The 26,005-nt window shown below is 52.8% G+C and carries 24 protein-coding genes; all 24 read right to left on the reverse strand.

The genetic code is table 11. The annotated features are described in order from the left end of the window. Nucleotides 1-4: 4 nt before the first annotated feature. Nucleotides 5-1,153 carry a LegC family aminotransferase gene (locus M2433_RS10830; protein ID WP_429054426.1) on the reverse strand — a complete coding sequence of 383 codons (1,149 nt, stop codon included), beginning with the start codon at nt 1,151-1,153 and terminating at the stop codon, nt 5-7. Nucleotides 1,154-1,163: 10 nt separating this feature from the next. Next, nucleotides 1,164-2,354, reverse strand: coding sequence for a UDP-N-acetylglucosamine 4,6-dehydratase (locus M2433_RS10835; RefSeq protein ID WP_429054424.1), 1,191 nt, complete (start codon nt 2,352-2,354; stop codon nt 1,164-1,166). A gap of 3 nt (nt 2,355-2,357) precedes the next feature. Further along, entirely contained in the window at nt 2,358-2,903 is a 546-nt protein-coding gene (gene rfbC, locus M2433_RS10840; RefSeq protein WP_429054422.1) for a dTDP-4-dehydrorhamnose 3,5-epimerase, read from the reverse strand. A 3-nt stretch (nt 2,904-2,906) separates the two neighbouring features. Next, complete coding sequence (rfbA, locus tag M2433_RS10845) at nt 2,907-3,785, reverse strand: glucose-1-phosphate thymidylyltransferase RfbA (protein WP_214593795.1); 879 nt, start codon at nt 3,783-3,785, stop codon at nt 2,907-2,909. Between the two features lie 52 nt (nt 3,786-3,837). Next, complete coding sequence (rfbD, locus tag M2433_RS10850) at nt 3,838-4,737, reverse strand: dTDP-4-dehydrorhamnose reductase (RefSeq protein ID WP_429054421.1); 900 nt, start codon at nt 4,735-4,737, stop codon at nt 3,838-3,840. Then, nucleotides 4,737-5,822: a dTDP-glucose 4,6-dehydratase gene (gene rfbB, locus M2433_RS10855; RefSeq protein ID WP_429054420.1), complete on the reverse strand. Its 1,086-nt coding sequence runs from the start codon at nt 5,820-5,822 to the stop codon at nt 4,737-4,739. The genes rfbD and rfbB overlap by 1 nt, the downstream gene beginning before the upstream one ends. A 351-nt stretch (nt 5,823-6,173) precedes the next feature. Further along, nucleotides 6,174-7,070: a GalU regulator GalF gene (galF, locus tag M2433_RS10860; RefSeq protein ID WP_429054418.1), complete on the reverse strand. Its 897-nt coding sequence runs from the start codon at nt 7,068-7,070 to the stop codon at nt 6,174-6,176. A gap of 176 nt (nt 7,071-7,246) precedes the next feature. Next, nucleotides 7,247-8,638: a colanic acid biosynthesis protein WcaM gene (gene wcaM / locus M2433_RS10865; protein WP_429054416.1), complete on the reverse strand. Its 1,392-nt coding sequence runs from the start codon at nt 8,636-8,638 to the stop codon at nt 7,247-7,249. Nucleotides 8,639-8,650: 12 nt separating this feature from the next. Beyond that, nucleotides 8,651-9,871, reverse strand: coding sequence for a colanic acid biosynthesis glycosyltransferase WcaL (gene wcaL / locus M2433_RS10870; RefSeq protein WP_429054414.1), 1,221 nt, complete (start codon nt 9,869-9,871; stop codon nt 8,651-8,653). Further along, nucleotides 9,868-11,148, reverse strand: coding sequence for a colanic acid biosynthesis pyruvyl transferase WcaK (gene wcaK / locus M2433_RS10875; protein ID WP_047346485.1), 1,281 nt, complete (start codon nt 11,146-11,148; stop codon nt 9,868-9,870). The genes wcaL and wcaK overlap by 4 nt, the downstream gene beginning before the upstream one ends. Before the next feature lie 17 nt (nt 11,149-11,165). Continuing rightward, nucleotides 11,166-12,644, reverse strand: coding sequence for a colanic acid undecaprenyl disphosphate flippase WzxC (gene wzxC / locus M2433_RS10880; RefSeq protein ID WP_032658814.1), 1,479 nt, complete (start codon nt 12,642-12,644; stop codon nt 11,166-11,168). A 1-nt stretch (nt 12,645) separates the two neighbouring features. Continuing rightward, entirely contained in the window at nt 12,646-14,040 is a 1,395-nt protein-coding gene (gene wcaJ, locus M2433_RS10885; protein WP_429054412.1) for an undecaprenyl-phosphate glucose phosphotransferase, read from the reverse strand. Between the two features lie 46 nt (nt 14,041-14,086). Beyond that, the gene (cpsG, locus tag M2433_RS10890) at nt 14,087-15,457 is read right to left on the reverse strand and encodes a colanic acid biosynthesis phosphomannomutase CpsG (RefSeq protein ID WP_429054411.1); all 1,371 of its coding nucleotides are present in this window, start codon (nt 15,455-15,457) and stop codon (nt 14,087-14,089) included. A 111-nt stretch (nt 15,458-15,568) separates the two neighbouring features. Continuing rightward, nucleotides 15,569-17,005, reverse strand: coding sequence for a mannose-1-phosphate guanyltransferase (gene cpsB / locus M2433_RS10895; RefSeq protein WP_059311147.1), 1,437 nt, complete (start codon nt 17,003-17,005; stop codon nt 15,569-15,571). A gap of 3 nt (nt 17,006-17,008) precedes the next feature. Then, nucleotides 17,009-18,232 carry a colanic acid biosynthesis fucosyltransferase WcaI gene (gene wcaI / locus M2433_RS10900; RefSeq protein ID WP_264438624.1) on the reverse strand — a complete coding sequence of 408 codons (1,224 nt, stop codon included), beginning with the start codon at nt 18,230-18,232 and terminating at the stop codon, nt 17,009-17,011. Beyond that, nucleotides 18,229-18,708: a GDP-mannose mannosyl hydrolase gene (locus M2433_RS10905; RefSeq protein ID WP_353143520.1), complete on the reverse strand. Its 480-nt coding sequence runs from the start codon at nt 18,706-18,708 to the stop codon at nt 18,229-18,231. The genes wcaI and M2433_RS10905 overlap by 4 nt, the downstream gene beginning before the upstream one ends. A 2-nt stretch (nt 18,709-18,710) precedes the next feature. Beyond that, entirely contained in the window at nt 18,711-19,676 is a 966-nt protein-coding gene (fcl, locus tag M2433_RS10910) for a GDP-L-fucose synthase (protein WP_024908102.1), read from the reverse strand. 2 nt (nt 19,677-19,678) lie between these two features. Beyond that, the gene (gmd, locus tag M2433_RS10915) at nt 19,679-20,800 is read right to left on the reverse strand and encodes a GDP-mannose 4,6-dehydratase (RefSeq protein ID WP_014884502.1); all 1,122 of its coding nucleotides are present in this window, start codon (nt 20,798-20,800) and stop codon (nt 19,679-19,681) included. A 24-nt stretch (nt 20,801-20,824) separates the two neighbouring features. Next, complete coding sequence (gene wcaF, locus M2433_RS10920) at nt 20,825-21,373, reverse strand: colanic acid biosynthesis acetyltransferase WcaF (protein WP_429054407.1); 549 nt, start codon at nt 21,371-21,373, stop codon at nt 20,825-20,827. 15 nt (nt 21,374-21,388) lie between these two features. Continuing rightward, the gene (gene wcaE / locus M2433_RS10925; protein ID WP_047346491.1) at nt 21,389-22,135 is read right to left on the reverse strand and encodes a colanic acid biosynthesis glycosyltransferase WcaE; all 747 of its coding nucleotides are present in this window, start codon (nt 22,133-22,135) and stop codon (nt 21,389-21,391) included. A 16-nt stretch (nt 22,136-22,151) separates the two neighbouring features. Beyond that, nucleotides 22,152-23,372, reverse strand: coding sequence for a colanic acid polymerase WcaD (gene wcaD / locus M2433_RS10930; protein ID WP_047346492.1), 1,221 nt, complete (start codon nt 23,370-23,372; stop codon nt 22,152-22,154). Then, on the reverse strand, nt 23,347-24,564 hold the full coding sequence (gene wcaC / locus M2433_RS10935; protein WP_429054405.1) for a colanic acid biosynthesis glycosyltransferase WcaC: 1,218 nt from the start codon (nt 24,562-24,564) through the stop codon (nt 23,347-23,349). The genes wcaD and wcaC overlap by 26 nt, the downstream gene beginning before the upstream one ends. Then, complete coding sequence (gene wcaB, locus M2433_RS10940; protein WP_063957639.1) at nt 24,561-25,052, reverse strand: colanic acid biosynthesis acetyltransferase WcaB; 492 nt, start codon at nt 25,050-25,052, stop codon at nt 24,561-24,563. The genes wcaC and wcaB overlap by 4 nt, the downstream gene beginning before the upstream one ends. Then, a complete protein-coding gene (gene wcaA / locus M2433_RS10945) occupies nt 25,052-25,894 on the reverse strand; it encodes a colanic acid biosynthesis glycosyltransferase WcaA (protein ID WP_429054403.1) in 843 nt (280 codons plus the stop codon). Before wcaA ends, wcaB begins: the two co-directional genes overlap by 1 nt. Between the last annotated feature and the right edge of the window lie 111 nt (nt 25,895-26,005).

Here is a 26,005-nt window from a genome sequence, read left to right on the forward strand (position 1 = left end):
TTTCCTACAAAGTATTGATAGGGGTACTTGGAAGATTTATTAATCTCTCTTCGATAATTTCCGATTGTGTCAATTCATCACGAATGCATCCGCTATACATTGGTAAACGATGCATTAATTTCCAGACAGGCCTGGTCATTATCCCCTTCTGATTCATATCGTTAAGTAACCTTTCTCTGGTTTCCTTTGTGTCACATACAACCGCATTTAACCAGTAATTAGAACGTGCATATTCAGGCTCAGATACAAATGTCAGTTCGCTTTTAGCAAAAAAATCTTGATATTTTTTAGCAAGTTCTCGTTTTTGAGAGAGGAACAGATCAATTTTTTCTATTTGTGCACAACCAAGAGCGGCATTAATATTTGGCATCCGATAATTAAATCCTGGTTCATCATGATTAAACTCGTAAGGATGAGGGATTTTCGCCGTCGTTGTTACATGCTTAGTTCTTTTACCTTCCTCCTCTGAATGACATAAAATCATTCCACCGCCGCCAGTGGTGATTATTTTGTTACCATTAAAACTCAAACATCCATATTTACCTATTGTGCCAGTATGTCTACCTTTATAATAAGAGCCCAAGCTCTCTGCAGCATCTTCTACTAAAGTGATGCCCCACTTAAGACATACTTTAAGTAATTCATCTAACTCAACAGGATGACCAAAAGTATGCATCGGAACTGCCGCTCGAATATTTTTACCTGTTTTCCGATGAATTGCACCTGATTCAGTGAGCTCAGCGTTTTCATCAAGCCAATTACTCATCGCTACTGGACATAGGCCCATGCTAATAGGTGATATATCGATGAAGACAGGCTCTGCACCTAAATGATATATGGCATTGCATGTTGCGACAAAAGTTAATGCTTGTGTAATGACCAAGTCACCTCGTTGCACTCCCGAAAGATAGAGTGCTGCATGCAGCGCAGCGGTACCATTTACTGTCGCCACTGCCCTTGGGCTTTTTGTATAAGATTCGATTTTCCTCTCGAATTCATCCACATACTTCCCAACGCTAGAAACAAAACTTGATTCAATTGTATCTGCTACATATGCCTTTTCATTTCCAATAAATGTTGGCACATGGAGAGGAATGAAATCATCCGTTTTATACAGGTCTCTAATAAAATCTACCAGGATATCAGCATTCATGTTTCAACCTTTACATTTTGCCATCTAAATATTTGCCTTTTTCTTGATGTCCGAAACCACCAATAGTTTCGTGAAATAAAGAAACGATTTCATCTTTGTTCCATGATAAATCTTTCTTCATACTTTGAATTTTATCACGGAAATTCTGTATTTTTTCAGAATCAGGCGAAGATGTATTTTTAACTATTCCAATGCTATTGTATTTATACATATCAACAATTTCATTAGCCATGAAAAACTCTTCGAAATCCTTTTCACCTGTAGTATCACTCGGTGTAAACAAGCAAGGCCATAAATCCTTGTTTAGATTATTTTTGGCAAATTCTCGCGCTTCTTCTTCTGAATTACATAAGTATGGTTTTAGTCCTAGCTGTTGTAAATACAGCACAGCTATTTCTGAAAAAGTTATTAAATCTAACTCTTCGCTTAGTTTAGGGAAGAATATATCACCGCGCTCTCCGAAGATACATGACATCAAGCATAACTCACCGGACTCTTGTGGAGTAACAAAATAGCGTTTGATATCATTAGGTGCAACAATTGGTTGTCTTTTCTGTATTCTCTGGTTAAAACCATGTAATAACGAACCATCAGAGAAAGCAACATTTGCAAATCTTGCTGTTGAGATATTTATGTTCTGGCTTTGTTCCATTAAAAACATTTCCATGATACGTTTAGAGCCACCCATCATATTAACGGGGTTGGCGGCCTTATCAGTTGACACACAGAAATATTTTTTTGCACCGTGCAAATGAGATTGAATAATTGTTTTTTCAGTATTAAACACATTAACATCTATCATACGCATTAATGTGTAAGGGTCTTTTTCACTACGAACGTGCTTTAGAGCAGATAAATTTAACACATAATCATACTCGCCATCAGCTTTTATGAATGCATCATATTCGATGGAGCCTATATCTAAAGCGAAAGTTTTAAAATCCCCATTGATATAACCAAAAGAACTTCGGATATCACGGACGAGCTCAACTAAATTGTTTTCACTGATATCAACCACATGTAACTTTTTAGGATTTCTTTTAAATATTTCTTTAGTTACCGCCTGACCTATTGAACCAGCGCCACCAAGAACTAGAAATTTCGAATCTGAAACAATTTCCTTAAGTTCATTCTCATGGTGGATAATATCCGATTCGAACAAAGCTTTATTTCTTCCGATTAATTTTAAAATATCAATCATTTTTTATCTTACTCCAATAGATTTATTGAATTGTGGATTTTGTTTATCTTTTTCTGATAAAACCACTTCAATTGAAGGCCATTCAATATTTATGGTTTCATCATTCCAAATTATTCCACCCTCATGCTGGGGTGCATAATAATTTGTAGTTTTATAAACAAACTCAGCAGATTCACTTAATACTAAAAATCCATGCGCAAATCCTTCAGGGATCCACAATTGTTTTTTATTTTCAGCAGAAAGATTTACACCAACCCATTTACCAAAAGTTGGAGAAGATTTGCGAATATCCACGGCGACATCAAATACTTCGCCAGCAACGCAGCGTACTAATTTACCCTGCGCGTAGGGATCTAACTGATAGTGCAGTCCACGTAAAACGCCTTTACACGATTTCGAATGGTTATCTTGTACAAATTCGATTTTTCGCCCAACTGCTTCTTCAAAAACTTTCTGGCTAAAGCTTTCAAAGAAAAAACCGCGTTCATCACCAAATACTTTCGGCTCAAAAATGAGTACATCTGGAATATCAGTTTTTACAACTTTCATCGATTAGTAACCTTTTATCATTTTGAGCAGATATTGACCGTAAGCGTTCTTTTTCAGGGGTTCTGCCAGTATCTTGACCTGCTCCGCATCGATGAAACCTTTTCGAAAAGCAATTTCTTCCGGACAGGAAACCTTTAGCCCCTGACGCTCTTCAATTGTCGCAATAAAGTTACTCGCCTCGATCAGGCTCTGGTGTGTACCGGTATCCAGCCAGGCATAACCGCGTCCCATCATGGCAACTGACAGACGTCCCTGCTCCAGGTAAATACGGTTGATATCCGTAATTTCCAGCTCACCGCGCGCAGAAGGTTTCAGGTTTTTAGCCATTTCTACAACGTCATTATCATAGAAATAGAGACCCGTAACGGCATAGTTGCTCTTAGGCTCCAGCGGCTTTTCTTCCAGGCTGATGGCCGTACCGTTTTTATCAAACTCCACAACGCCATAGCGTTCAGGGTCGTTAACGTGATAGGCAAATACCGTTGCACCATCATCTTTATTCAACGCCGCTTCAAGCTGTTTTGGCAGGTCATGACCATAGAAAATGTTATCGCCCAGCACCAGCGCGCAGCTATCGTCACCAATGAACTCTTCGCCAATAATAAAGGCCTGCGCCAGTCCGTCCGGGCTTGGCTGCACTTTATATTGAAGGTTTAACCCCCACTGGCTGCCGTCACCGAGCAGTTGTTCAAAACGTGGCGTGTCCTGCGGGGTACTGATGATGAGGATGTCTTTAATCCCCGCCAACATCAGCGTTGACAGCGGATAGTAAATCATCGGTTTGTCATAAATTGGCAGCAGTTGCTTGCTCACAGCCATAGTAACCGGATAGAGACGAGTGCCGGATCCACCAGCAAGAATAATGCCTTTACGCGTAGCCATTGAAATTTCTCTATAAATGCAAATTGCCCGAATCCGGGCAATTATTTAATGATTAGATTGATTCAGCTGAAAAAAGCTCGGCGAGCATTCGTTTAACGCCCACATCCCATGCCGGTAATACCAGGCCAAAGTTATGCTGAAATTTCTCTGTATTTAAACGCGAGTTATGCGGACGACGCGCAGGCGTAGGATACGCGGTGGTTGGAACGGCATTGAGTTTTGCAATTTCCAGTTCAATACCCGCCTTTCTGGCTTCATCGAAAACTAATGCGGCATAGTCATACCAGGTGGTCGTGTCCGATGCTACCAGATGATAAAGACCAGCCACTTCCGGTTTAACCATCGCCACACGAATTGCATGGGCGGTACAGTCAGCCAGTAACTCAGCGCCTGTTGGCGCACCAACCTGATCGTTGATCACGGAAAGTTCTTTACGCGTTTTCGCCAGACGAAGCATCGTTTTTGCAAAGTTATTGCCTTTGCCGGCGTAAACCCAACTTGTACGGAAAATCAGGTACTTAGCGCAGTATGTCTGGAGCGCTTTTTCGCCGTCAAGCTTGGTCTGACCATACACATTGAGCGGTGCGGTCGCATCCGTTTCACGCCATGGCGTTTCGCCATCGCCTGGAAAAACGTAATCAGTAGAATAGTGAACCACCCAAGCACCAATTTTCGCCGCTTCCTTTGCGATTGCCTCGACGCTGGTTGCGTTAAGCAGCTGCGCGAATTCCTGCTCTGATTCAGCTTTATCCACTGCAGTATGCGCCGCTGCGTTGACGATGACGTCAGGTCTGATGGTGCGGACGGTTTCAGCAATGCCTTCTGGATTACTAAAATCTCCACAGTACTCTCTGGAATGCACATCAAGTGCAATCACGTTCCCTAACGGTGCGAGTGCGCGCTGGAGTTCCCAACCCACCTGCCCTGTCTTGCCGAAGAGAAGAATGTTCATTATTGACGTTCTCCGTAATTCTGTTCGATCCAGGTCTTATAAGCACCGCTTTTAACGTTGTTAACCCAGTCCTGGTTGCTGAGATACCATTCAACGGTCTTACGGATACCGCTTTCGAAGGTCTCTTCAGGCTTCCATCCCAGCTCAACGCCAATTTTATGTGCATCAATCGCGTAGCGGCGGTCATGCCCGGGGCGGTCAGCGACGTAGGTGATCTGATCGCGATAGGAGCCTTCTTTCGGCACGATTTCATCCAGCAGATCGCAAATGGTGTGCACTACGTCCAGATTTTGCTTTTCGTTATGCCCACCGATGTTGTAAGTCTCACCCGGTTTACCCTGGGTTACGACGGTGTACAGCGCACGCGCATGATCTTCAACATACAGCCAGTCGCGGATCTGGTCACCTTTGCCGTAAATAGGTAGAGCTTTCCCATCCAGGGCATTTAAAATCACCAGTGGGATCAGCTTCTCAGGGAAGTGATACGGGCCATAGTTATTGGAGCAGTTGGTCACAATCGTTGGGAAACCGTAGGTACGCAGCCATGCGCGAACAAGGTGATCGCTGGACGCTTTAGACGCAGAATACGGGCTGCTTGGCGCATAGGCTGTGGTTTCTGTAAAAAGCGGCAGCTCATCAGAGGCAGGATGTTCATCAGGATGAGGTAAATCACCGTACACTTCGTCAGTGGAGATGTGGTGGAAGCGAAACGCCGCTTTGGCCGCGTCATCCAGCGTCGACCAGTAAGCCCGTGCGGCTTCCAGAATCACATAGGTACCGACAATATTGGTCTCAATAAATGCAGCGGGGCCGGTAATAGAACGGTCAACGTGGCTTTCTGCCGCAAGGTGCATCACCGCATCCGGTTTATGCTCGGCGAAAATGCGACCCATTGCCGCTTTATCGCAAATATCCGCATGTTCAAAGACATAACGATCGCTATCATTAACGTCGGTCAGTGACTCCAGGTTACCGGCATACGTCAGTTTATCCACATTGACGACCGCATCCTGGGTATTATTAATAATATGTCGTACCACTGCTGAGCCGATAAAACCGGCACCGCCCGTAACAAGAATCTTCACGTTAGCTATTCCATCTATTGGGTATATCGAGATATTGATGCTCTGGAACCCGATTAATAATAACGGTTTCAGAAATTTTGCACGCTACCGCCCCTGGCTTAACAGCTACCAGTGCACTGAGCGAATGTTGAATAAAGGATTTTGAGGTCTGATTACAGACAAAAAACTGGCGTTAATTGTCGTCCTAAATGGACTCGGAAACAAGCACAAATCGTTACAATTCAGTCCACATTTGAATCAGATAACTCCATGTTATCACTAGAATTAATAACAAAAAAGGCAGTTACCATTTTGGTTATGTTTACACATACCAAATGATAACTGCCGTTTTTTCAAACAGACAGAGACAAATCAGTCGTCAGCCAGCAACTTCTCAATACGACTTCTGAACTTTGCCCCTTCCTTCAGGTTGCGCAGTCCATAGTTCACAAACGCCTGCATATACCCCATTTTCTTACCGCAGTCATAGCTATCGCCGGTCATCAGCATCGCATCAACAGACTGCTTTTTCGCCAGCTCGGCAATGGCGTCGGTCAGCTGAATACGGTCCCAGGCGCCTGGCTCGGTTTTTTCCAGCTCGGCCCAGATATCTGCGTTCAGAACATAACGGCCCACCGCCATCAGGTCAGAATCCAGCGTCTGCGGCTGATCCGGTTTTTCGATGAACTCAACGATGCGGCTCACCTGCCCTTCCGTCTCCAGCGGCTCTTTCGTCTGGATAACGGAGTATTCGGAGAGATCGCCTTTCATGCGTTTTGCCAGCACCTGGCTACGGCCCGTTTCATTGAAACGTGCGACCATTGCCGCCAGGTTGTAACGCAGCGGGTCCGCAGATGCGTTATCAATGATGATATCCGGCAGAACGACGATGAACGGGTTATCACCCACGACCGGACGCGCGCACAGAATCGAGTGACCCAGCCCCAGCGGCTGCGCCTGGCGCACGTTCATGATGGTTACGCCCGGCGGACAAATAGACTGTACTTCCGCCAGCAGCTGGCGTTTGACGCGCTGCTCAAGCAGCGCCTCGAGTTCGTAAGAGGTGTCGAAGTGGTTTTCTACCGCATTCTTGGACGAGTGCGTAACCAGGACGATTTCTTTGATACCTGCAGCAACAATTTCGTCGACAATGTACTGAATCATTGGCTTGTCGACGATCGGCAGCATCTCTTTTGGAATGGCTTTTGTGGCTGGCAGCATATGCATGCCCAGGCCTGCTACCGGAATGACTGCTTTCAAATTAATCATTATATCTTCCACCTTAAAATGGTTGACGAATTATAGCTCTTAAACCTGTTTTCGCCAGCATGATTTGCCGTAGTTCTTAAGTAATGTTACGCCTTAGCACTACAAATTTCTGTAGTTGTAATCTGATTAGATCACGCTTTTTCGCCAGGAATAGTCTTAAAACGGACCGTTGATGATTATCTGTGCGGAAGCGCAAAATTCAGCCGTTCCGTATTCACGACCTGTTGATCAACCCGGTCAATATCCACCGAACTTTGCCCCTTCTCGTTGACGGCTTTTATGTTCGCCAGCGACAACAGCGTCTCGTCTTTAGCCATAAATTTTCCCCGCACGTCCTTGCGCAGGTCGAAATTGATCTTCAGGGCAGGTCCCACGGCAGCTTCCTGCATGACATTGATATTTCGTAAGAAAAGATGCTGGGGCTTATTGTGCAGCTCCAGGGTAGCGCGCTGCATCTCGACGTTAGTAATCGCAACAAATGACGTGGCGTTGCCGGATGAAATTTGTATTCCGCGCAGCTTATACGCCAGCTGGCGATTATCGAGGTGAATATTGTTGAGCTTAAAGTTTTGCGGAATGGACAAATAATCGCCTTTAATCACGCCATAGCCGATGAGCATTCCGGCACTATTTACCATGTCGACATTATCAATAATGAAATTATCACAGCCATAAATGGCTACCGTGGCGTTGTCTATTCCCGCCTTTTTACTGAAGTCGGGCGTAATATTTTTGGCCTTTATATTACGGATAACAAAATGCTTACCGTTTTCAACGTGCACCAGCTGACGGCAGTTGCTGCCGGTGATATTGGCCACCACGAAGTTCTTAACGGTTTGCTTTTCCGGATAGTCATTATCGTAGGTGCTTCCGGCGAGGCCAATGCCAATGCCCCAGTTGATCTTGCCGTTCGTGCAGTTGATGTTGTCGATCACATGGTCGGAAATCAGGATGTTGCGGTCATTGATGGCGACGTTCCACTCGATCGCATCGCCCTGCAGGTGGCTAAACTTGCTGTTGGTGATGCGGGCACCGTCCACCTGATTATGGAACCCCTGGCGCAGGATGGCATAGTTGGCCTGGCTCACGCTGATGTTATCAATGACAAGATTGCGCATCACGCTGGGCTTCTTCCCGCCAATGTAGATCTGCGTCACCGGACCAAACCCGCTCATCGCGAGTCCTTTGATCGCACAGTCAGAGCCGCGAACGTCCAGGGTAATATTTTCCGTGCGTCCCGCGCCCTCGCCAATAACCTTACTGCCCTCCTGCAGAACAAAGCGCCCCCGTCCGTTGCCGGTTAGCGCCCCGCGGATCAGCAGCGTTTTCCCGTCAGGAATGAAAATGCCTGTATTGATGTTTTCGCACGTGAGTCCCGCAGGGACAACAACCGTGTCCCCTTCTTTAAACGCCTGCTTAAAGGCGGCAATCCAGTCGTTGTTATTGTACTGATTCACAGAAACCGTTCTTCCGGTTGCCGCCCGCGCAAGGCGGGACGACAGCAGCGGCGCGGCGGCCAGAACGGACAGAGAAGAGACGAAGGTGCGTCGGGTAATCTTTTTCAGCATACAACCTCGGCGTTACAACGTTTGCAGCAGGCTCGCTAACCGGCGATTAATCACCTGCTGGTTAAAATCGGTTTCTACTTTTTGTCGGGCGTTGTGAAGCACGGGCTCCAGCGCCTGCTGGTCGATGTCGCTGAATGCCGCTAATCGATCGGCCAGGGCCATGGCGTTATTTTCCGGCACCAGCCAGCCGGAATAGTCAGTCTGGATAAGCTCCGGGATCCCGCTGTGCAGGGTCGATACCACAGGAATGCCCACGGCCATCGCCTCCATCAGCGCCACCGGAATGCCTTCCATATCGCCATCGGTTCCCGTTACGGAAGGCAGCAGGAACACATCCGCCTCATCGAGCATGGCCTTCACCTCATGGCTCGGCTTGAAGCCCGGCATCTCGACAACATCTTCCAGCTGATACTGCTCGATAAGCGTGCGCAGACGACGCTCCCACGGCCCGATGCCGAGAATGCGATAGTGGAAATCCACCCCGCGCGCCTTCAGCTGGCGGCAGGCTTCAATGGCCACATGCAGCCCTTTCTTCTCGGTCAGGCGAGCGACGGAGATGATCTGAAGCGGTTTGCCCGGCACCTTCACCGGGCGGCGAGTGAAGCGAGTGAGATCCACCCCCATACGCGAAACGGCAATTTTCTCACCCGGGCAGCCCATGTTTTTAAGCCGTCCGGCCCACAGTTCACTAATGGGAAGCATCACGTCACCACGGCGGAAAAGCTGCTGATACTCCGGCGTGTAGTGGTTCAGTACTTCGCGACTGGAGATATCAATGCCGTGGAAGATGGTCGCGATTTTACCGTCAATTACGCCCAGCTCGCGCAGCTTCGCGGCGGTAACGCCCGCCGGGCCAAAGTGGGCGATAAACACATCCGCACGATACGGCTGCGCCGTTTGCCCGCAGATGGCCGACAGGATCAAATTGCGGGACTCTGCGCCATAGCGGGACACATTCAGCGCACGCCAGGTCGACGCGCGATGGATCCCGCGTAAGGTCCGGCTGGCCCGGTGGCGCAGCTTGCTCACCTTCCCGGAAGGCTCATCCTGCAGCCAGCGGGTTTTCGCCTCCAGCCCATACTGGGTATAGGCCGCATGGGTGTTTTGGGTATCGCCCTTTTGCAGGGCGATAATCTCCACGTCATATCCCATATCGATAAACGCGGTGATTTGGTTCAGGACAAACGTTTCAGACGACAGCGGAAATTTCAGCAAGAAGAAACCAACCTTCATTTCCCCTCCCGCACGCGATCCAGTACCGATTTCACCATCCCGATGCCCTTCTCGCGCTCGGCTTTCACCGCCACGGCCAGGCGTTCATTGATGGCCGGCAGCTGGCCCAGAGTGTCCCCCACCATCGCGCCAAGCGAACCATCCAACAGATGACGGATATCCACGGCCATTTCCGGCATACCGAGCTGCTGCATAATCCCGGCGGATTTGTGCTCATAGTTAATGGCAATGGCCGGCGTGCCGAAGTTCATGGAGATAATCGCCGAGTGCAGGCGGGTGCCCACGGTCAGGTCACAGGCAGAGAGAAGCTTGCCCATCTCCAGGTCGTTCAGTTCGTCCATCACCACGTGATAGCGGGACGGATCGTTGACAAGGTTGCGCAGGTTCAGCGCCACCATGCGGTCGTCTTTGTTGTAGCTGTCGATACCGGTGCAGGTGGAAAGCGCCAGCACCTGATAACCGCTGTCCAGCACGCGGTTCACCACGTCGGCGAACGCTTTCTCATACGCCGCCTGCGTCGTGCCTAAACGCTTATCGAAGGGCGCCAGCTCGCGCAGGGTGATGGCGACGGTTTTCTGTTTCGCCGCCACGTCGAGCCAGTGCTGCACCGCGTAGCTTGCCTGGAAGCTGTCGTCCTGGTGATCCACCAGCCAGGCCGTGTCCACGCCGTGCTCGACTTTTGAGGTATCAATCTCGCTGCGCTTCATCATCTCAAGGCTGACCGACTCGCGCAGGATCAGGGCATCGCAGTGGCCGAAAACGTAGTTTGCCAGCTGGTTAAACTGTGGATCCTGGAAAGGACCTACGCTGTGACCAATCATAAACAGCGGCTTTTTCGCCATGAACGTACATAGCGCATGCTCAAACTGCGGCACGCCGTAGAGATCGACGAAGAACGACCCGCCGACCTGGATAATCGCGTCATAGCCCGACAGCAGACGAACGAAATCGGTAAAGCCCTGCGCGATAGCAATGTTGCGCAGCTTGCCGGTGTCGGTCACGCGGGAAAGCAGCACCTGGTGCTGGTAGCGACGGCGCAGCACTTTCTTCACGCGCCCCATCACCCCTGCGGCGTTGTTATGCTGTTTCATCTGGCTGTAGAGCGGGTCGCCCATCACCGGGCGGTTCAGTAGCCAGGATGAGCTGACCGGATAACGGCTCATCACGTCCACTTCGGTCTCAGGCTTAAGGGTGTTAATCGCATCCAGTAAACCGCGCAGGATGGCGCTGTCGCCACGGTTGCCGCAGGTATGGTTGCCAAGAATTAATAATTTCATAATGGCCTCTTAAATAACTAGCCTGCGCGAAGCAGCGTTTTCATTTTTTCGTTACGGCAAAACTGGCGCTTCATCTCCACCACCAGCGCATTTCGCGACAGCACAATCATCACGACGAACGCCAGCGCGCCCGCGGCAACCTGCACCGCCAGCAGCGCGGCCAGCGGCAGGTGGCCGCTGAGGATGATGCCCAGGCCGTAGCTCACCGCAAGGGTCGGCAATGAGAGATAGAACGGCAGCCACAGGCTCAGGATGTACTGACGGTAGCTGGAGCCCAGCACCGGCTTGATCATGATGAAGTAGCTCAGCACGGTGTTGATAATCTGCACCAGCAGGAAGCCCAGCGTGACGCCGATAGCGCCCGCCATGTGTCCACCCACGATAATTGCCGGAATAAACAGGAAGGTTTTAAATACGTTGAACTTAAAGCTGATATCCACGCGCGCCTTTGCCATCAGCAGGGAACCAATCGGATTCCCCACGGAGCGCAGCAGCCCCACCACGCAAAGCAGCTGCAGGATAGGGATGATACCGTTCCACTTTTCGCCAAACACCAGCGGCACGAAGTTGCTGGAAACCACCATCAGCCCCAGCAGCACCGGGAAGTTGATAATCCCCACAACAGAAAGCAGCTTGTAGAAATTGACGCGCAGCTTCTCGGTGTCGTCCTGAATCTTGGCAAACGCCGGGAACAGCACGCGGGTAATAATCGGGTTCAGCTTCATCGGGGGAACGACCGCAACGTTGTAGGCCAGGTTGTAGCCCCCCGCCACGCTCGCGCCGAGAATACGTGCCAGCACCAGCGTTGAAAGGTTGGTGTTCACATAGTTGATGATACTGTCCGCCGTCAGCCATGCGCCAAAGCGCAGGTTGGAGGAGACGGAAGCCAGCGAGAAATGCAGCCCAGGACGGTAGATTTTGCGGCCAAAATAGCCGAACAGCAGCGTGCGTACGGAAGAGTTGACCAGATACCCCAGAATGGCCGTCATCGCCAGCGGCCAGAAATGGGCGCTCACTACGGTGAAGGTAAAGCCCGCCAGCACGGCGCTGGTTTCGATCATGCCGATCTTGTTGAACTCCAGCTCTTTCTGCATCAACGCGCGGAACTGCTGCCCGTGCGGGATCACCACGAAAGCAAAAGACAGCGTACGCATCAGCGGAGCAAGATCCGGGTTGTGCAGCACGCTGGCGATGGTGTCGCTCAGCAGAAACACCAGCACAAACACGAAAATCCCCAGCCCCACGTTCAGCCAGTAGAGTGTGGTCAGCTCCAGATGGCTAATCTCTTTGCGCTGAATAATCGAGTTGGCGATACCAAAGTCAGACAGCGTATCGGCCAGCGCGATGATCACCAGCGAAACGGTCAGCAGCCCGAACTGGTGATTATCGATAATGCGCGCCAGCACGGTCATCTGCACCAGGCCAAGGCCAATGATGACGATGGTCGCCATCGCTGACCACTTGGCGCCGCTGATGGTTTTTTCACGTAAGCTCATCTTAATACGCCGCTTTGTTCACGAAGCCTTTGAAGATGGTCAGAAAAACAATCTTGATATCGAACCAGACGCTCCACTCACGGATGTACTCCAGATCGAACTCAATACGTTTTTCCATTTTTTCCAACGTGTCGGTTTCACCGCGCCAGCCGTTAATCTGTGCCCAGCCCGTGATGCCCGGCTTCACCTTATGGCGCAGCATGTAGCCTTCAATCAGCGAGCGGTACTGCTCGTTATGCGCGACCGCGTGTGGACGGGGCCCGACAATCGACATCCCGCCGGTAAAGACGTTGATAAACTGCGGCAGCTCGTCCAGCGAGGTACGGCGCAGGAAGTTCCCCACGCGGGTGACGCGCGGATCGTTCTGCGTTGCCTGGGTTACCACCTTGTCGTTTTCCATCACCTTCATGGAGCGGAATTTCCACACCATAATCGGCTTACCGTCCATGCCGTAGCGGGTCTGACGGAAGATAACCGGTCCGGGAGAGCTCAGCTTCACCGCCAGGGCGATGCAGCACAGCACCGGGGAGATGAGCAGTAAAATCAGCGAAGAGAGCACGATATCTTCCAGACGCTTCAGCACGCGGTTAATACCTGACAGCGGCGTGTCATACAGCGGTACGACCGGCACACCGTTCACCTCCTCAATGCGGGAGTGAAGGATGTTGAAGGTAAACACGTCCGGGATCAGGATCACCGAACAGGTGGTATCCGCCAGCTCGCGCATCAGTTGCTTAATGCGGGATTCGTCTTTCATCTGCATGGCGATGTAGACGTTGTGAATTTTGCCGGCTTTCGCGTCTTCAATAAGCTGCTCGTAATTGCCCGCCCAGTCCGCAGGCACGCCGCCAGGCTTCGCGTCGTGATAAATACCCACCACTTCAAAACCTAACCACGGCTCTTTGCGGAAGCTGTCGAGCAGCACCCGCCCGACCGGCAAATCCCCTGCCACGGCAACGAAGCGACGGTTATATCCCCGGTTGCGCAGCCAGCCCGCGCCAAAGCGGATAAGAGAGCGACAAACCACCATGCCGACGCAGGTCAGCAGATACCAGCAGAGATAGGTCACCAGACGAGTGTCAAAATCATGGCTGAACGCCACCAGACCCGCGCTGAAGATCAGGCTCAGGGTCCAGTTCTGCAGCAGCAGCATCAGTTCGGTGGTCATTTTGACGCCGCGCCACGAACGATAGAAATCCGTCATCCCGCCGATCATCTGAAACACGACCAGCGCAATCAGCGCCATCAGCAGATGCATATATAAGAACGATTGCCCGCTGATCCGACACACCGCCCACAATCCACCGACCATGATGGTGATATCAGAAAAACGCTGCACCATAGAGATTAACGATGCATTCGTTCTCGCTCGTTCGCGTTTTTTTAGATTCGTCATCGTTGTTCCTGTATTCAGTTCCCCCTCCCACCGGGAGGGGCAAATATTACTGATTCAACAGCGCCAGAATGTCCTTCGTTCGGGCTTCCATCAGCGCGGTGTCAGCACGGGACTCTACGTTCAGGCGCACCACCGGCTCGGTGTTGGACGAGCGCAGGTTAAAGCGCCACTGCGGGAACGCCATGCTGATGCCGTCGGTACGGTCAATTTCCAGCGCGTGAATGGCAAAATGCTGCTCCACGCGGGCAATGGCCTCGGCTGGCTGCGCCAGCTTGCTGTTGATCTCCCCGCTCGCCGGGAACGCCGCCATACGGTCCGCTACCTGCTCGCTCAGCGTTTTCCCCTTCAGGCACAGCAGTTCGGTCACCAGCAGCCACGGGATCATCCCGCTGTCGCAGTAGGCAAAGTCGCGGAAATAGTGGTGGGCGCTCATCTCGCCGCCGTAGATGGCGTCTTCTTCGCGCATGCGCTCTTTGATGAAGGCGTGGCCGGTTTTGGACATCACCGGCGTGCCGCCCGCGGCGGACACCACGTCGACGGTGTTCCAGGAAAGGCGCGGGTCATGAATGATTTTCGCGCCCGGGTTTTTCTCGAGGAACGCTTCCGCCAGCAGGCCGACAATGTAGTAGCCCTCGATGAACTGCCCGTTCTCGTCGAACAGGAAGCAGCGGTCGAAGTCGCCGTCAAAGGCGATGCCCATATCCGCGCCGTGCTCGATCACCGCGTTGCGGGTATCGTCGCGGCACTCCGGCAGCAGCGGGTTAGGAATACCGTTCGGGAAGTTGCCGTCCGGGGTGTTGTGCACTTTGACGAAGGTCACCGGCACGTTCAGCGCCTTAAAGCGGGCTTCCAGGGCATCCACCACCGGGCCGGCCGCGCCGTTGCCGGAGTTAATCACCAGCTTCAGCGGCTTGAAGTTCGCCACGTTGATGTAGCCCAGCAGGTGGTCGATGTACTCTTTTTGCAAATTGATCTGCTTGTAGCTACCGCGCTTCGCGTCGTTCACCGGCGGGAAATCGTTGGCTTCCGCCAGGCGCTGCACGTCGCGCAGGCCGGTGTCGCCACTGATAGGGCGAGCGCCCTTGCGCACCAGCTTCATGCCGTTGTAGTCCATCGGGTTGTGGCTGGCGGTCACTTCGATACCGCCGTCCACGCCGAGGTGGAAGGTGGCAAAGTAAATCTCTTCGGTCCCTGAAAGGCCGATATCCAGCACGTCAACGCCCGCGTCCTGCAGCCCTTTCGCCAGCGCCAGCTTCAGGGATTCACTGGTCAGACGCACGTCGCCGCCCAGCACGATGGTTTTTGGCTTGAGATATTCGCCGTACGCGCGGCCGATGCGCCACGCGATATCTTCGTTCAGCTCTTCGCCCAGCTTGCCGCGAATATCGTAGGCTTTAAAACAGGTTAATTTTTCCATGATGACCCCTTTTTCAGGCAACAGTCGGCCCTGACCACTAAATGGCCAAATTGATTTTTTTGTCATTCGTAGGCCCGGCAAGCGCAGCGCCGCCGGGCATGATGCGGAGTGCTACGCTCGCCCGTAGCGGTCCTGGAAGCGCACGATATCGTCCTCTTCCAGATATGAGCCGGAGCGCACCTCAATTAAGTCGAGAGGAATTTTCCCCGGGTTCTCCAGACAGTGCGTCGCCCCCAGCGGAATATAGATAGATTCGTTTTCACCCAGCAGTTTGACTTCACCGTCGATGGTGACTTTCGCCGTGCCCGCGACCACTACCCAGTGCTCGGCACGGTGGTGGTGCATCTGTACGGACAGCCCCTCACCCGGCTTCACGGTGATACGTTTCACCTGGTAACGCTCGCCTGCGTCAATGGAGTCATATTTGCCCCACGGACGGTACACTTCGCGGTGAATGTGGTGCTCGTGGCGACCATCCGCCTTGATTTTTTCCACCACTTTTTTAACGTCCTGCACGGCGTTACGGTCGGCGATCAGCACGGCGTCTTTGGTCTGAACCACCACCAGATCTTTTACCCCGACCGTGGTAACCAGGCCGGATTCGGCGTAGACGTAGCTGTTCTCGGTTTTGTGGCTAATCACATCACCGTGATGGACGTTACCCTCCGGGGTATGCGCGCTGATCTCCCACAGGGAGGACCAGGAGCCAACGTCGCTCCAGCCCGCATCCATCGGCACCACGACGGCATCTGCCGTGCGTTCCATCACCGCGTAGTCAATAGACTCTTCCGGACAGGCGAGGAATGCCTCTTCGTTTACGCGGATAAAATCGAGGTCCGGATCAACCGTGGCCATCGCTTTCTCGCAGGCGCTGAGAATGTCCGGGCGATACTTCTGCAATTCTTCCAGATAGCGTCCGGCACGGAACAGGAACATCCCACTGTTCCAGTAGTACTCCCCGCTGGCGACGTACGCCTGCGCGGTTTCCAGATTCGGTTTTTCAACAAACTGCGCCACGTCAAACGCCACGCTGTCGCCTTCACCCGGCGTCACGCTGCCGCGGCGGATATAGCCATAGCCGGTTTCCGGCAGATCCGGCACGATGCCGAAGGTCACCAGCTTGCCGCTGTCGGCATAAGGAATGGCCGCACGAACTGCGTCGCGGAACGCGTCTTCCTGCTGGATAACGTGGTCTGCCGCCAGCACCAGCATCAGCGGGTCACAGTTCGGGCTGCTGCGTTTTGCCGCCAGCGCCGCCAGGGCGATCGCAGGGGCAGTGTTACGACCGGCAGGCTCCAGAATGATGTTTTCCGTGAGTTTGTTCAGCTGGCGCAGCTGCTCGGCAACAATAAAGCGGTGCTGTTCGTTACAAATCACCACCGGGCTTTCACACTCCACGCCGTGCAGACGGTTAACCGTCGTTTGCAGCATGGTGAGTTCCCCTTTCAGGCAGAGGAACTGTTTTGGATAGAGCACGCGGGACAGCGGCCACAACCGGCTACCAGAGCCACCAGCCATCACAACCGGATACAAAGTGGTTTGACTCATGATTTATCCCCGTATATCTGCAATAAATTGGCTCAGCACGTTCTCTTTCTCGAGCGTGCGTTCGGCATATTCACGTGCCACCGTGTTCAGTTTTGGCATGGCGAGTGCCTGTTCAATGCCGGTGACCAGCGCCGGGACCGATTCCGGCTCCACGCACACCGCAATCCCCGGGTAGCTGTCACACAGCTGGCCTAATTCTGTTTCGGCTTCTGCCGTAATCACCGCGTTACCGCCCACTGCCAGAATGTTGGTCAGCTTGGACGGCAGCACCGCATCCGCCGCGCCGCGTTTTTGCACCACCAGATGGCAGTCGCCCATCTTCAGCAGCGCTGGCAGTGCCTCGTAAGACTGAAGCGGGAAGAACTTCACGTTGGTCAGGCCGCGTTCGCTTGCCATCTTCTCAAGCCGCGCTTTCCCACCGCCCTGCCCGACAATCACAAACGTCCACGGGTGCTGGCTTAGCTGCTGGGCCGCTTCGATCACGCTCTCCAGCCCCTGCTTTTCGCCGATGTTGCCTGAATAAAGAATGATTTTTTGGTCATCAGGCAAACCGAGCTGCGCGCGCAGCGCCTGAGCGTCTTGCTCAGTCACGTCGCGAAAACGCGCGACTTCAGACCAGTTCGGGAAGAAGATCACCTTCTGGGCCGGGACGCCTTTCTCCTGCGCCTTGTTCATCATTGAGCGCGAAATGGTCGAAACGTAATCCACGTTATGCAGACCGCTGCGCTCAAACGCGCTGGCGAGCTTCGCCACCTTGCCACCTTTGCTTTTGCCTGCCATCCCCAGGCCCAGCATGGCGTCAACTTCATAATCCTGAATGTGCAGCAGCGTGCGCGCGCCGGAAAGTTTGCCCAGCAGGCGCATGCCCGGCGTGCAAAACAGCGTCGGCACCACGCCAATGATGCGATCCGGCTTCCAGCGACGCTGCGCCATCAGCGGGAAGAAACTGCTCAGCGCAAAGCTGCCGAGGTGAATCAGCCGCTTCAGCGTCGAGGGCTGCTTAGGCACATACAGCGGGCAGCGCCAGACGGTCGCCGCTCCCTCTTCACGACGGTAGCGCCAGCTTGAGTAGCGCTCCCCTACTTTCCATTCCGGGTAGTACGGCGGCGCGGTAATGACCCGCACGTCATGTCCCTGGCTCGCCATCCACTCGACCATCTCGCCGGTGTATTTCCCGATACCGGTTAACTCCGGCGAGTAGTTGATTCCGTATACGAGGATCTTCATAGTCCCGGCACCTCAGACTGACGATCGGCCAGGAAATAGGCACGGCTGTTGTCGTGCACGTTGTCGCTGGCCAGCAACGCCTCTGGCGTCTGCCAGCGGTAGTCGTCATGCTGAGAATCAGGCAGACGCAGGTCTGCCTCACTCACCTTCAGGCGGAACCCCAGCACGATGTAGTGCGTGGTGAACCCGGTGCCCGAAAAGTTATCGTCATAGAAGTGCTGCCAGACCCCGTAAAACTGGCCCGCTGCCATCGGCAGCTGCAGGCCCAGCTCCGCCAGAGTGAGACGCTCAAACGCATCGGTAAGCGTCTCATCCTTCTGCACGCGCCCGCCGGGCACGAACCAGAAGCCCTGTGCAGGACGGTTGGTTCGTTTCCCCAGCAAGAACTCGCCGCGTTCGTTCTCCACGATCAAATCAATTGAGATGAGCGGAGTGGAACGCACCACCGTGGCAAAATCTTCCTGACTTAAAAACATCATTACCCCCGGAAGCGGTGCTGGTTTTCCAGGAACCACTGGTAGGTGCTGGCCAGCCCCTGCTCCAGTGACACCTCGTGATACCAGCCCAGCTGATGCAGACGGGTCACATCCAGCAGCTTGCGCGGCGTGCCGTCCGGTTTGGTCGCGTCAAACACCACGCGGCCTTTGTAGCCCACCACCTGCGCGATGGTCTGCGCCAGTTCGCGAATGGTGCAGTCCACGCCGGTACCGACGTTGATGTGCGACAGCATCGGCTCGGTGTTCTCCTGCCACACTTCGCGATCCAGCTCCATCACGTGGATGCTGGCGGCAGCCATGTCGTCCACGTGCAGGAATTCGCGCATCGGCGTGCCGCTGCCCCACACCACCACGTCCGGCGCGTTCTCGGCGGTCGCCTCGTGGAAGCGACGCAGCAGCGCCGGGATCACGTGCGAGTTGCTCGGGTGGAAGTTGTCGTGCGGTCCGTACAGGTTAGTCGGCATCACCGAACGATAGTCGCGGTTGTACTGACGGTTGTAGGACTCGCACAGCTTGATCCCGGCAATCTTGGCAATCGCGTACGGCTCGTTGGTCGCTTCCAGCGTGCCCTGCAGCAGCTCGCTTTCGGCGATTGGCTGCTTCGCCATTTTCGGGTAAATACAGGACGATCCGAGGAACAGCAGCTTGTTCACGTTGTGCAGATGCGCCGCGTGAATGATGTTGCTCTCAATCATCATGTTTTCGTAGATGAAATCCGCCGGGTAGGTGTTGTTGGCAACAATGCCGCCCACCTTCGCCGCCGCCAGATACACCTGGTCAATGCGTTCGTTAGCAAAGAAGTCCTGTACCGCACGGCTGTCGAGCAGGTTCAGCTCGTCGCGGGTGCGGACAATCACTTCGACGTCACCGCGCTGCTCCAGCTGGCGTACAATCGCGGAACCCACCATTCCGCGATGACCGGCGACAAAAATACGTTGTTTTGTCATTCTCAGGACTCCAGCGCGATGGCAACCTCGTAGCCATGAGACTTGAGCAGGGAGTGTTTTTTCGCTGCTTCAAGATCTTTGGCCACCATCTCAGAAACCATCTCCTGCAGAGTGATTTCTGGTTTCCAGCCCAGCTTCTCGTGCGCTTTGGTTGGGTCGCCCAGCAGGGTTTCCACCTCAGCAGGACGGAAGTAGCGCGGGTCAACCTGAACGATAACGTCGCCCGGCTTCACGCCCGGTGCGTCATGGCCGGTCACGGACACCACGATGCCCTTCTCTTCCACGCCGGTGCCTTCGAAGCGCAGCTTAATGCCCAGCTGTGCGGCAGCCATTTCCACGAACTGACGCACGGAGTACTGCACGCCTGTCGCGATCACGAAGTCTTCTGGCTGTTCCTGCTGCAGCATCATCCACTGCATTTTCACGTAGTCTTTGGCATGGCCCCAGTCACGCAGGGAGTCCATGTTGCCGAGGTGCAGGCACGATTCCAGACCCTGCGCGATGTTAGCGATAGCGCGGGTGATTTTGCGGGTCACGAAGGTTTCGCCGCGGCGTGGAGATTCGTGGTTGAACAGGATGCCGTTACAGGCATACATACCGTAGGATTCACGGTAGTTCACGGTGATCCAGTAGGCGTAGAGTTTTGCGACTGCATACGGAGAACGCGGGTAGAACGGCGTGGTCTCTTTCTGCGGAATTTCCTGCACCAGGCCGTACAGTTCGGAGGTGGATGCCTGGTAGAAGCGGGTTTTCTTCTCAAGGCCGAGGAAGCGAATGGCTTCCAGCAGACGCAGGGTACCCATGGCGTCAACGTCAGCAGTGTACTCCGGGGATTCGAAGGAAACCGCTACGTGGCTCATTGCGCCCAGGTTGTACACTTCATCCGGCTGAACTTCCTGCAGGATACGGGTCAGGTTGGAGGTATCGGTCAGGTCGCCGTAGTGCAGATGGAATTTCGGGTTTGCCGCGTGCGGATCCTGATAGATGTGATCCACACGTTCGGTATTGAAAGAAGACGCACGACGCTTAATACCGTGAACTTCATATCCTTTTTCCAGCAGAAACTCTGCCAGGTAAGAACCATCCTGCCCGGTAACGCCGGTGATGAGAGCGACTTTAGACATGTTTATATTCCTCTACTTATGAATTTAATCAGTTTCAACGCGTTCGCGTATCACCACTGCGGGGTTGCCACGGCAAACTTTATTTGCCGGTAGCGATTTAAAAACGCTGCTGCGGGCACCAACGACCGTGCCATCGCCAACAGAAACACCCGGTGCAACAAAAACATCCGTTGCCAGCCAGCATTTTTCACCAATCACAATAGGCGAAGCGGTAATATCAAAATGCTGACTCATAAAGTCGTGGCTGCCGGTGCACAAATAACATTCCTGTGAAACCACCGAATTTGCGCCAATCGTAATCTCGCCCAGGGTATATAACACCGCGTCATCCCCTACCCAGGCGTAATCCCCAAGCGTTAATTTCCAGGGGTAGGTAATTTTTACCGAAGGCCGGATGACTACGTTTTTTCCTATTTTTGCGCCAAACAGGCGCAATAAAAATGCTCGCCAGCGGTACAGTATTTGCGGAGACCAGGCAAATAAGGTGGCCTGAACGGCCCACCACAGCTGCACTTTAATACCGCCCGCGCCCCGAAAACCTTTCGGAACGGAGAAACCATTCAGATCCTGCATTACGTTTCCTTATATTCAGGCTTTGTTATATAAGGCTTTCGTTTTACCCGTGGTGCGCACGCGTAATAAATAAGACAATTCCGCCCAGAATGCCGGCACGCGTAATATTCTGCGCTGCACGTTTTTGGCATCCTTACACAGCTCGAGATTATTTGACGTTGACACGCCGCCCATCGAAAATTCAGACACCAGTCCTTTCATGCGACGGAACGGGTAGCCTGATTTATACAGGCTGGCGGCCAGCGCATAATCTGATGAGACTTTATACTGCAAATCGTAAGGGTGTTTTTTCAGACCTTTTACCGGGAAGAAAATGGCCTGATGGCTGGCAGGTAAACTGTGATAGATATACCAGCCTGGCTTCGCGCTGCGGCACACTTTATGTCCATCGCCAAAATCGAGCAGCGCATCGCCAATATACATGGCGTCCTCTTTCTGGCGCGCCAGCTGACGGGCAAACAGCGCCACGTCGTCATGGAAGATATCGCCGGAATTCAGGAAAATGGCATACCGGCCCTGCGCCATGCTAATGCCCTTGTTCATTGCATCGTAGATGCCTTTATCTTTCTCGCTGATGTAGCGTAAGTTGAACTCACCGTTGAGTTTTTCCAGAAACTCCGCCGTACCGTCGTTCGAACCGCCGTCGACCACAATCCACTCAAAGGTGAGGCTGGGATCGCGCGCCAGGTTACGCAGCGAGCGCCAGGTTTTTACCACCCCTTCGTAATTACGAAAAGCGACAGTAATGACGCTAAGAAACATAAATCACCTCATTTCGTCATGCGTTCGTAATATTAAGCGCTTTGCGCAGAATAAACGGACAGACAATCAAGAAAGCATATTCCGGGCTAAATATTGACCCGGTAAAAAACAGCGACACCGGTGTAAACAGATAAAGCTGCACGCGAAAGTTCTGGTTATCACCAAACGCGTTAATCATCATTTTGAAAACTTTAAACAGATACCACAGCGTCAACAGTACGGCGAACCACGAAAAATAAATAATTAACAGATACAGACCATTGTCTATGGTTTTACCGACATCCGCACCGTTAAAGATTCCGAATGATGCAACATATTCGTAAAGTGAGCCGAATCTTACTACACCATCAATATGGGTTAAGGAATAACCCACCATGACCAGCGGACCAATGATGCGATAATAGGACGAAGACCCTTCCGTTCCCAAATCACCCAGACGTTCTGAGATGTACGGGAAAGCAAATATCACGCCTACCATAAATACCGTCAGGGAGATAATCGCCAACGGCAGTTTTTTCTTAATCGCATCTTTGTTCAGGTACTGGAACGCCCACTCCAGCAGGTAAAACAGGATAAATGTCATTACCCCTGAGAACGACCCAGACAGAACGATTCCTGCAAGAATCATAGCATCGGTCTTAGGCGTTTTGATACCAAACTGTTTGATGCTGAGCCAAATTGAGATTAACGCCAGAGCGAAAAACGCCGGTTCAAAATAGAGGGCCGTAGTACGCTTGCCGCCAAACTTAATGAAGTTCAATACATAGCTGTTACTGTAAATGAGATATTTCGAAATTATCTCCATCAGGCTACTGCCGCCGGTGAGAATAATTTGTGCCATCTCCATAGCAGCAAGCATAACAATTAACGCAACGGCAATATAAAAGAACCTAAGGATTTTCCGATAATTGTGCGGAGAAATAGTTTTAAACCGAATACTCCAGACCATTCCGATAATAATGACAATATAAACAAACAGCATGGTCGACGTGACGTATTTACTGGCATCCAGCGACTGGCCAAAGATGTAGTTAAACAGCGTCAGGCCCGTGCCCAGCCCCAGGGCAATCATCAGCTTCTTCAGGTTGATTTTATCGACATACAGCAGAAGCAGAACGGGCAAGAAGGTAACGATGGTTATCGGGAAGCTTTCGCCGAGCTGGGCAATTTTGACGTTGACCAGCAGGTAGATCAGCGGCAGCAGCAGATAACTACAGATTCTGATAGAACGAGACATACTCCTCCAGCATCTGTTGTCCACTGTAGGCCTTGCGGCTGCGGTTGCGGAACGATTCCAGGTCAGTGCCAAAAACGGCCTTAGCGATCTGCGCCTTCGGCAGCTGGACCAGAGGCAGGACCTCCTGCTCCGCAAAGGTTTTTCCGCCCGATTTTTCCAGCACTTCACGCGCCGCATCGCTGTGGGTGGCAATCACCGGCACGCCGATGGAGAGCGCTTCGCAGAGGATCAGCGGGTAGTTATCCACGCGCGAGCTGAACACCAGCGCATCCATGGCATTCAGCGCGCTCATCAGTTTGCGCTTGTCGGTTTCAAACCCGTGGTTCACTACGTTGGCCCCTTCGAACGGTGAAAACTTGCCGAAGGTATGAAGCTCTATCTTGTCACCCAGCGCCATCATGTCGCGCACCAGCTGCTGGTTGGTTTTACCGTCGTAACGCAGGTCGTGCGCAACGATGGCGATTTTTGGTTTGCCTGCGGTTTCCGCCACCGGCGTCAGTTCCGCAAGAATGGCTTCCGTCGCCACGTCGATGCCGTTGTTGATAATCTGGCAGCCCCCTGCCCCGTACAGGCTGTTGAAGGCATCGGCTACGTGCTGGCTCGGGGAGATGAACGTACAGCCGAGCGAGAGCATATCGCGAAACAGCTGGCGCTTTCCGTCCACCAGCCGGTGGGCGCGGTCCACCTTCACCGGCGGGTAGTTGCTTAAGGTTGGGCATTTCTGGCAGCTATTTTTCCAGCCTTCACAGCCGTCGGTAAACGCGCAGCGGCCCGTCACGCTCCAGTGATCGTGCAGCGTCCAGACGAAGCGGGTGTCGGGCTTGTGGGCCTGCACCTTCTGACAAAACGCCACCACCTCTTCCAGATTCAGCCAGTAGCTGTGCAGGACGTGAAAATGCAGGACGACCGGGCCAGGCGTGCGCGTCACGGTACGATAGAGGGTGTTCAGGTTGCCAAACAGGTCGCGGTTAAAGAGACGGAACAACGCAATGTTGGCAATTGAGGTCAGACGCGGCGTGTGCTTGTGCACCTGCGGGTAGTTATCGTGGCTAACGCTTTTCTTGCCGCCTTTGCCATAGCCGTAAATAAACCGGGACTGAAGACCTTTTTGCAGCGCGCGCTGGTGCAGATCCAGCGCCACGCCTGCTGCTCCGCCTTCTGCGAGGCGTACGTTAAATTGCAGAATGTTCATTTAATCACCTTCACGCGGGCTTTTTCTCCCACCACCAGCGCGTTATCCGGAATGCTGTCCAGCACCACGCTGCCAGCACCAATCGTGACGTTGTTACCTATCGTGATGTCACCAATAATCACCACGTTCGCCCCCAGCTCGACGTTGTTGCCGATGACCGGGCAGGCCAGGCTGTCAGGCCCGCGGTTGCCAATGGTGACCGCATGACGAATGGTGAAATCATCCCCGGCGACCACGAACTTGTTGATCACCACCGCATAGCCGTGGTGGATGGTGAAGCGGCGGCCAATGGTGGCAGCGGCCTGAATCTCATAGCCAAAAAAGCATTCGGTAATGACGCGGTACAGGATCAGCACCGGTGCCGCCCAGATATTGTTCAGCACGTTTTTCTTACGCCACACCGAGCAAAAATGCGCGATGCGGTAGGCCAGAACCATGCAGCACGGGCGCAGGCTCCAGCTGTTAGCGCGGCAATCTTCCAGAAACATTATTTCCCCCGAAGCCCATCAGCCAGGCGCTTGCCGTTACGCACGGACAGCAGCGTCAGCAGCGTGCGCCAGTTCATGCGCTTATTGCGGATCTGATAGAGGGTAAAGAGCTGATATTTACGGCTGGCACGGTCAAACTTGTCCTTGTGCTTGCGGTAGAAATGGAAGTAGCCGGAGAATTTCTTCGGCGAGGAGGTGATTTGCATCTCCCCGTGATTGATATGCAGGATCTGCGTGGCCTCTTCCACTTTCCACGGCTCGCCGTACTCCACGACCATGCGCAGGAAAATGTCGTAATCCTGCGCGGCCTTCAGTTCGGTATCGAACAGGCACTCTTTAAAGCGCCATGCCCAGGTAAAGACCTGGTTACCAATGATGTTGCGCTTGTAGAACAGGCGACGGGAGTACGGTGATTTCGGGTACAGCGGCAGGCTGGCAGGCTGCGAATAAACCTCGCCCTGGCAGACATAGTCGTTGGCGTACAGGAAAGCGTGCGTGACCAGCTGCTCTTTGTGCGACAGGAAGATAGACAGGCGGTTCGGCGTCCATTCGTCATCGTCGTCAATGCCGGTCAGATACTGCCCTTTGGCCTGCATAATCGCCTGGTTACGCACCGCACAGGCGCCGGAGTTTATTGCGTTGTGGGTATAGACCACCCGCGGATCGTTGAGGTCAGTGACAAATTTTTGCAGCTGTTCATACGAGGAAGAACAGTCATCCACGATGATCAGTTCCCAGTGATCGTAATCCTGACGTAAAACCGATTTAATTGCGCGGATCGCCAGCTGCTGACGATTCCATGTCGGCATATAGATTGATACTAAAGGGCGTTGTGTGGTCATGGTCTTCCCCTTATCCCTCACCCCGACCCTCTCCCGGAGGAAGAGGGAGAAAAGCTGCACCGTGCAGTCCCCTCTCCCCTCTGGGGAGAGGGTTAGGGTGAGGGGGTTATG

Origin of the sequence: Enterobacter sp. AC1 (genome assembly GCF_050434705.1) — a bacterium.
GTDB lineage: Bacteria > Pseudomonadota > Gammaproteobacteria > Enterobacterales > Enterobacteriaceae > Enterobacter > Enterobacter cloacae_L.

Excerpts from the sequence above, each read along its gene's own strand:
- M2433_RS10830 (WP_429054426.1), bottom strand. The coding sequence starts at position 1,153 with ATGAATGCTGATATCCTGGTAGATTTTATTAGAGACCTGTATAAAACG.
- M2433_RS10835 (WP_429054424.1), bottom strand. The coding sequence starts at position 2,354 with ATGATTGATATTTTAAAATTAATCGGAAGAAATAAAGCTTTGTTCGAA.
- rfbC (WP_429054422.1), bottom strand. The coding sequence starts at position 2,903 with ATGAAAGTTGTAAAAACTGATATTCCAGATGTACTCATTTTTGAGCCG.
- rfbA (WP_214593795.1), bottom strand. The coding sequence starts at position 3,785 with ATGGCTACGCGTAAAGGCATTATTCTTGCTGGTGGATCCGGCACTCGT.
- rfbD (WP_429054421.1), bottom strand. The coding sequence starts at position 4,737 with ATGAACATTCTTCTCTTCGGCAAGACAGGGCAGGTGGGTTGGGAACTC.
- galF (WP_429054418.1), bottom strand. The coding sequence starts at position 7,070 with ATGATTAATTTGAAAGCAGTCATTCCGGTAGCAGGCCTGGGCATGCAT.
- wcaM (WP_429054416.1), bottom strand. The coding sequence starts at position 8,638 with ATGCTGAAAAAGATTACCCGACGCACCTTCGTCTCTTCTCTGTCCGTT.
- wcaL (WP_429054414.1), bottom strand. The coding sequence starts at position 9,871 with ATGAAGGTTGGTTTCTTCTTGCTGAAATTTCCGCTGTCGTCTGAAACG.
- wcaK (WP_047346485.1), bottom strand. The coding sequence starts at position 11,148 with ATGAAATTATTAATTCTTGGCAACCATACCTGCGGCAACCGTGGCGAC.
- wzxC (WP_032658814.1), bottom strand. The coding sequence starts at position 12,644 with ATGAGCTTACGTGAAAAAACCATCAGCGGCGCCAAGTGGTCAGCGATG.
- wcaJ (WP_429054412.1), bottom strand. The coding sequence starts at position 14,040 with ATGACGAATCTAAAAAAACGCGAACGAGCGAGAACGAATGCATCGTTA.
- cpsG (WP_429054411.1), bottom strand. The coding sequence starts at position 15,457 with ATGGAAAAATTAACCTGTTTTAAAGCCTACGATATTCGCGGCAAGCTG.
- cpsB (WP_059311147.1), bottom strand. The coding sequence starts at position 17,005 with ATGAGTCAAACCACTTTGTATCCGGTTGTGATGGCTGGTGGCTCTGGT.
- wcaI (WP_264438624.1), bottom strand. The coding sequence starts at position 18,232 with ATGAAGATCCTCGTATACGGAATCAACTACTCGCCGGAGTTAACCGGT.
- M2433_RS10905 (WP_353143520.1), bottom strand. The coding sequence starts at position 18,708 with ATGTTTTTAAGTCAGGAAGATTTTGCCACGGTGGTGCGTTCCACTCCG.
- fcl (WP_024908102.1), bottom strand. The coding sequence starts at position 19,676 with ATGACAAAACAACGTATTTTTGTCGCCGGTCATCGCGGAATGGTGGGT.
- gmd (WP_014884502.1), bottom strand. The coding sequence starts at position 20,800 with ATGTCTAAAGTCGCTCTCATCACCGGCGTTACCGGGCAGGATGGTTCT.
- wcaF (WP_429054407.1), bottom strand. The coding sequence starts at position 21,373 with ATGCAGGATCTGAATGGTTTCTCCGTTCCGAAAGGTTTTCGGGGCGCG.
- wcaE (WP_047346491.1), bottom strand. The coding sequence starts at position 22,135 with ATGTTTCTTAGCGTCATTACTGTCGCTTTTCGTAATTACGAAGGGGTG.
- wcaD (WP_047346492.1), bottom strand. The coding sequence starts at position 23,372 with ATGTCTCGTTCTATCAGAATCTGTAGTTATCTGCTGCTGCCGCTGATC.
- wcaC (WP_429054405.1), bottom strand. The coding sequence starts at position 24,564 with ATGAACATTCTGCAATTTAACGTACGCCTCGCAGAAGGCGGAGCAGCA.
- wcaB (WP_063957639.1), bottom strand. The coding sequence starts at position 25,052 with ATGTTTCTGGAAGATTGCCGCGCTAACAGCTGGAGCCTGCGCCCGTGC.
- wcaA (WP_429054403.1), bottom strand. The coding sequence starts at position 25,894 with ATGACCACACAACGCCCTTTAGTATCAATCTATATGCCGACATGGAAT.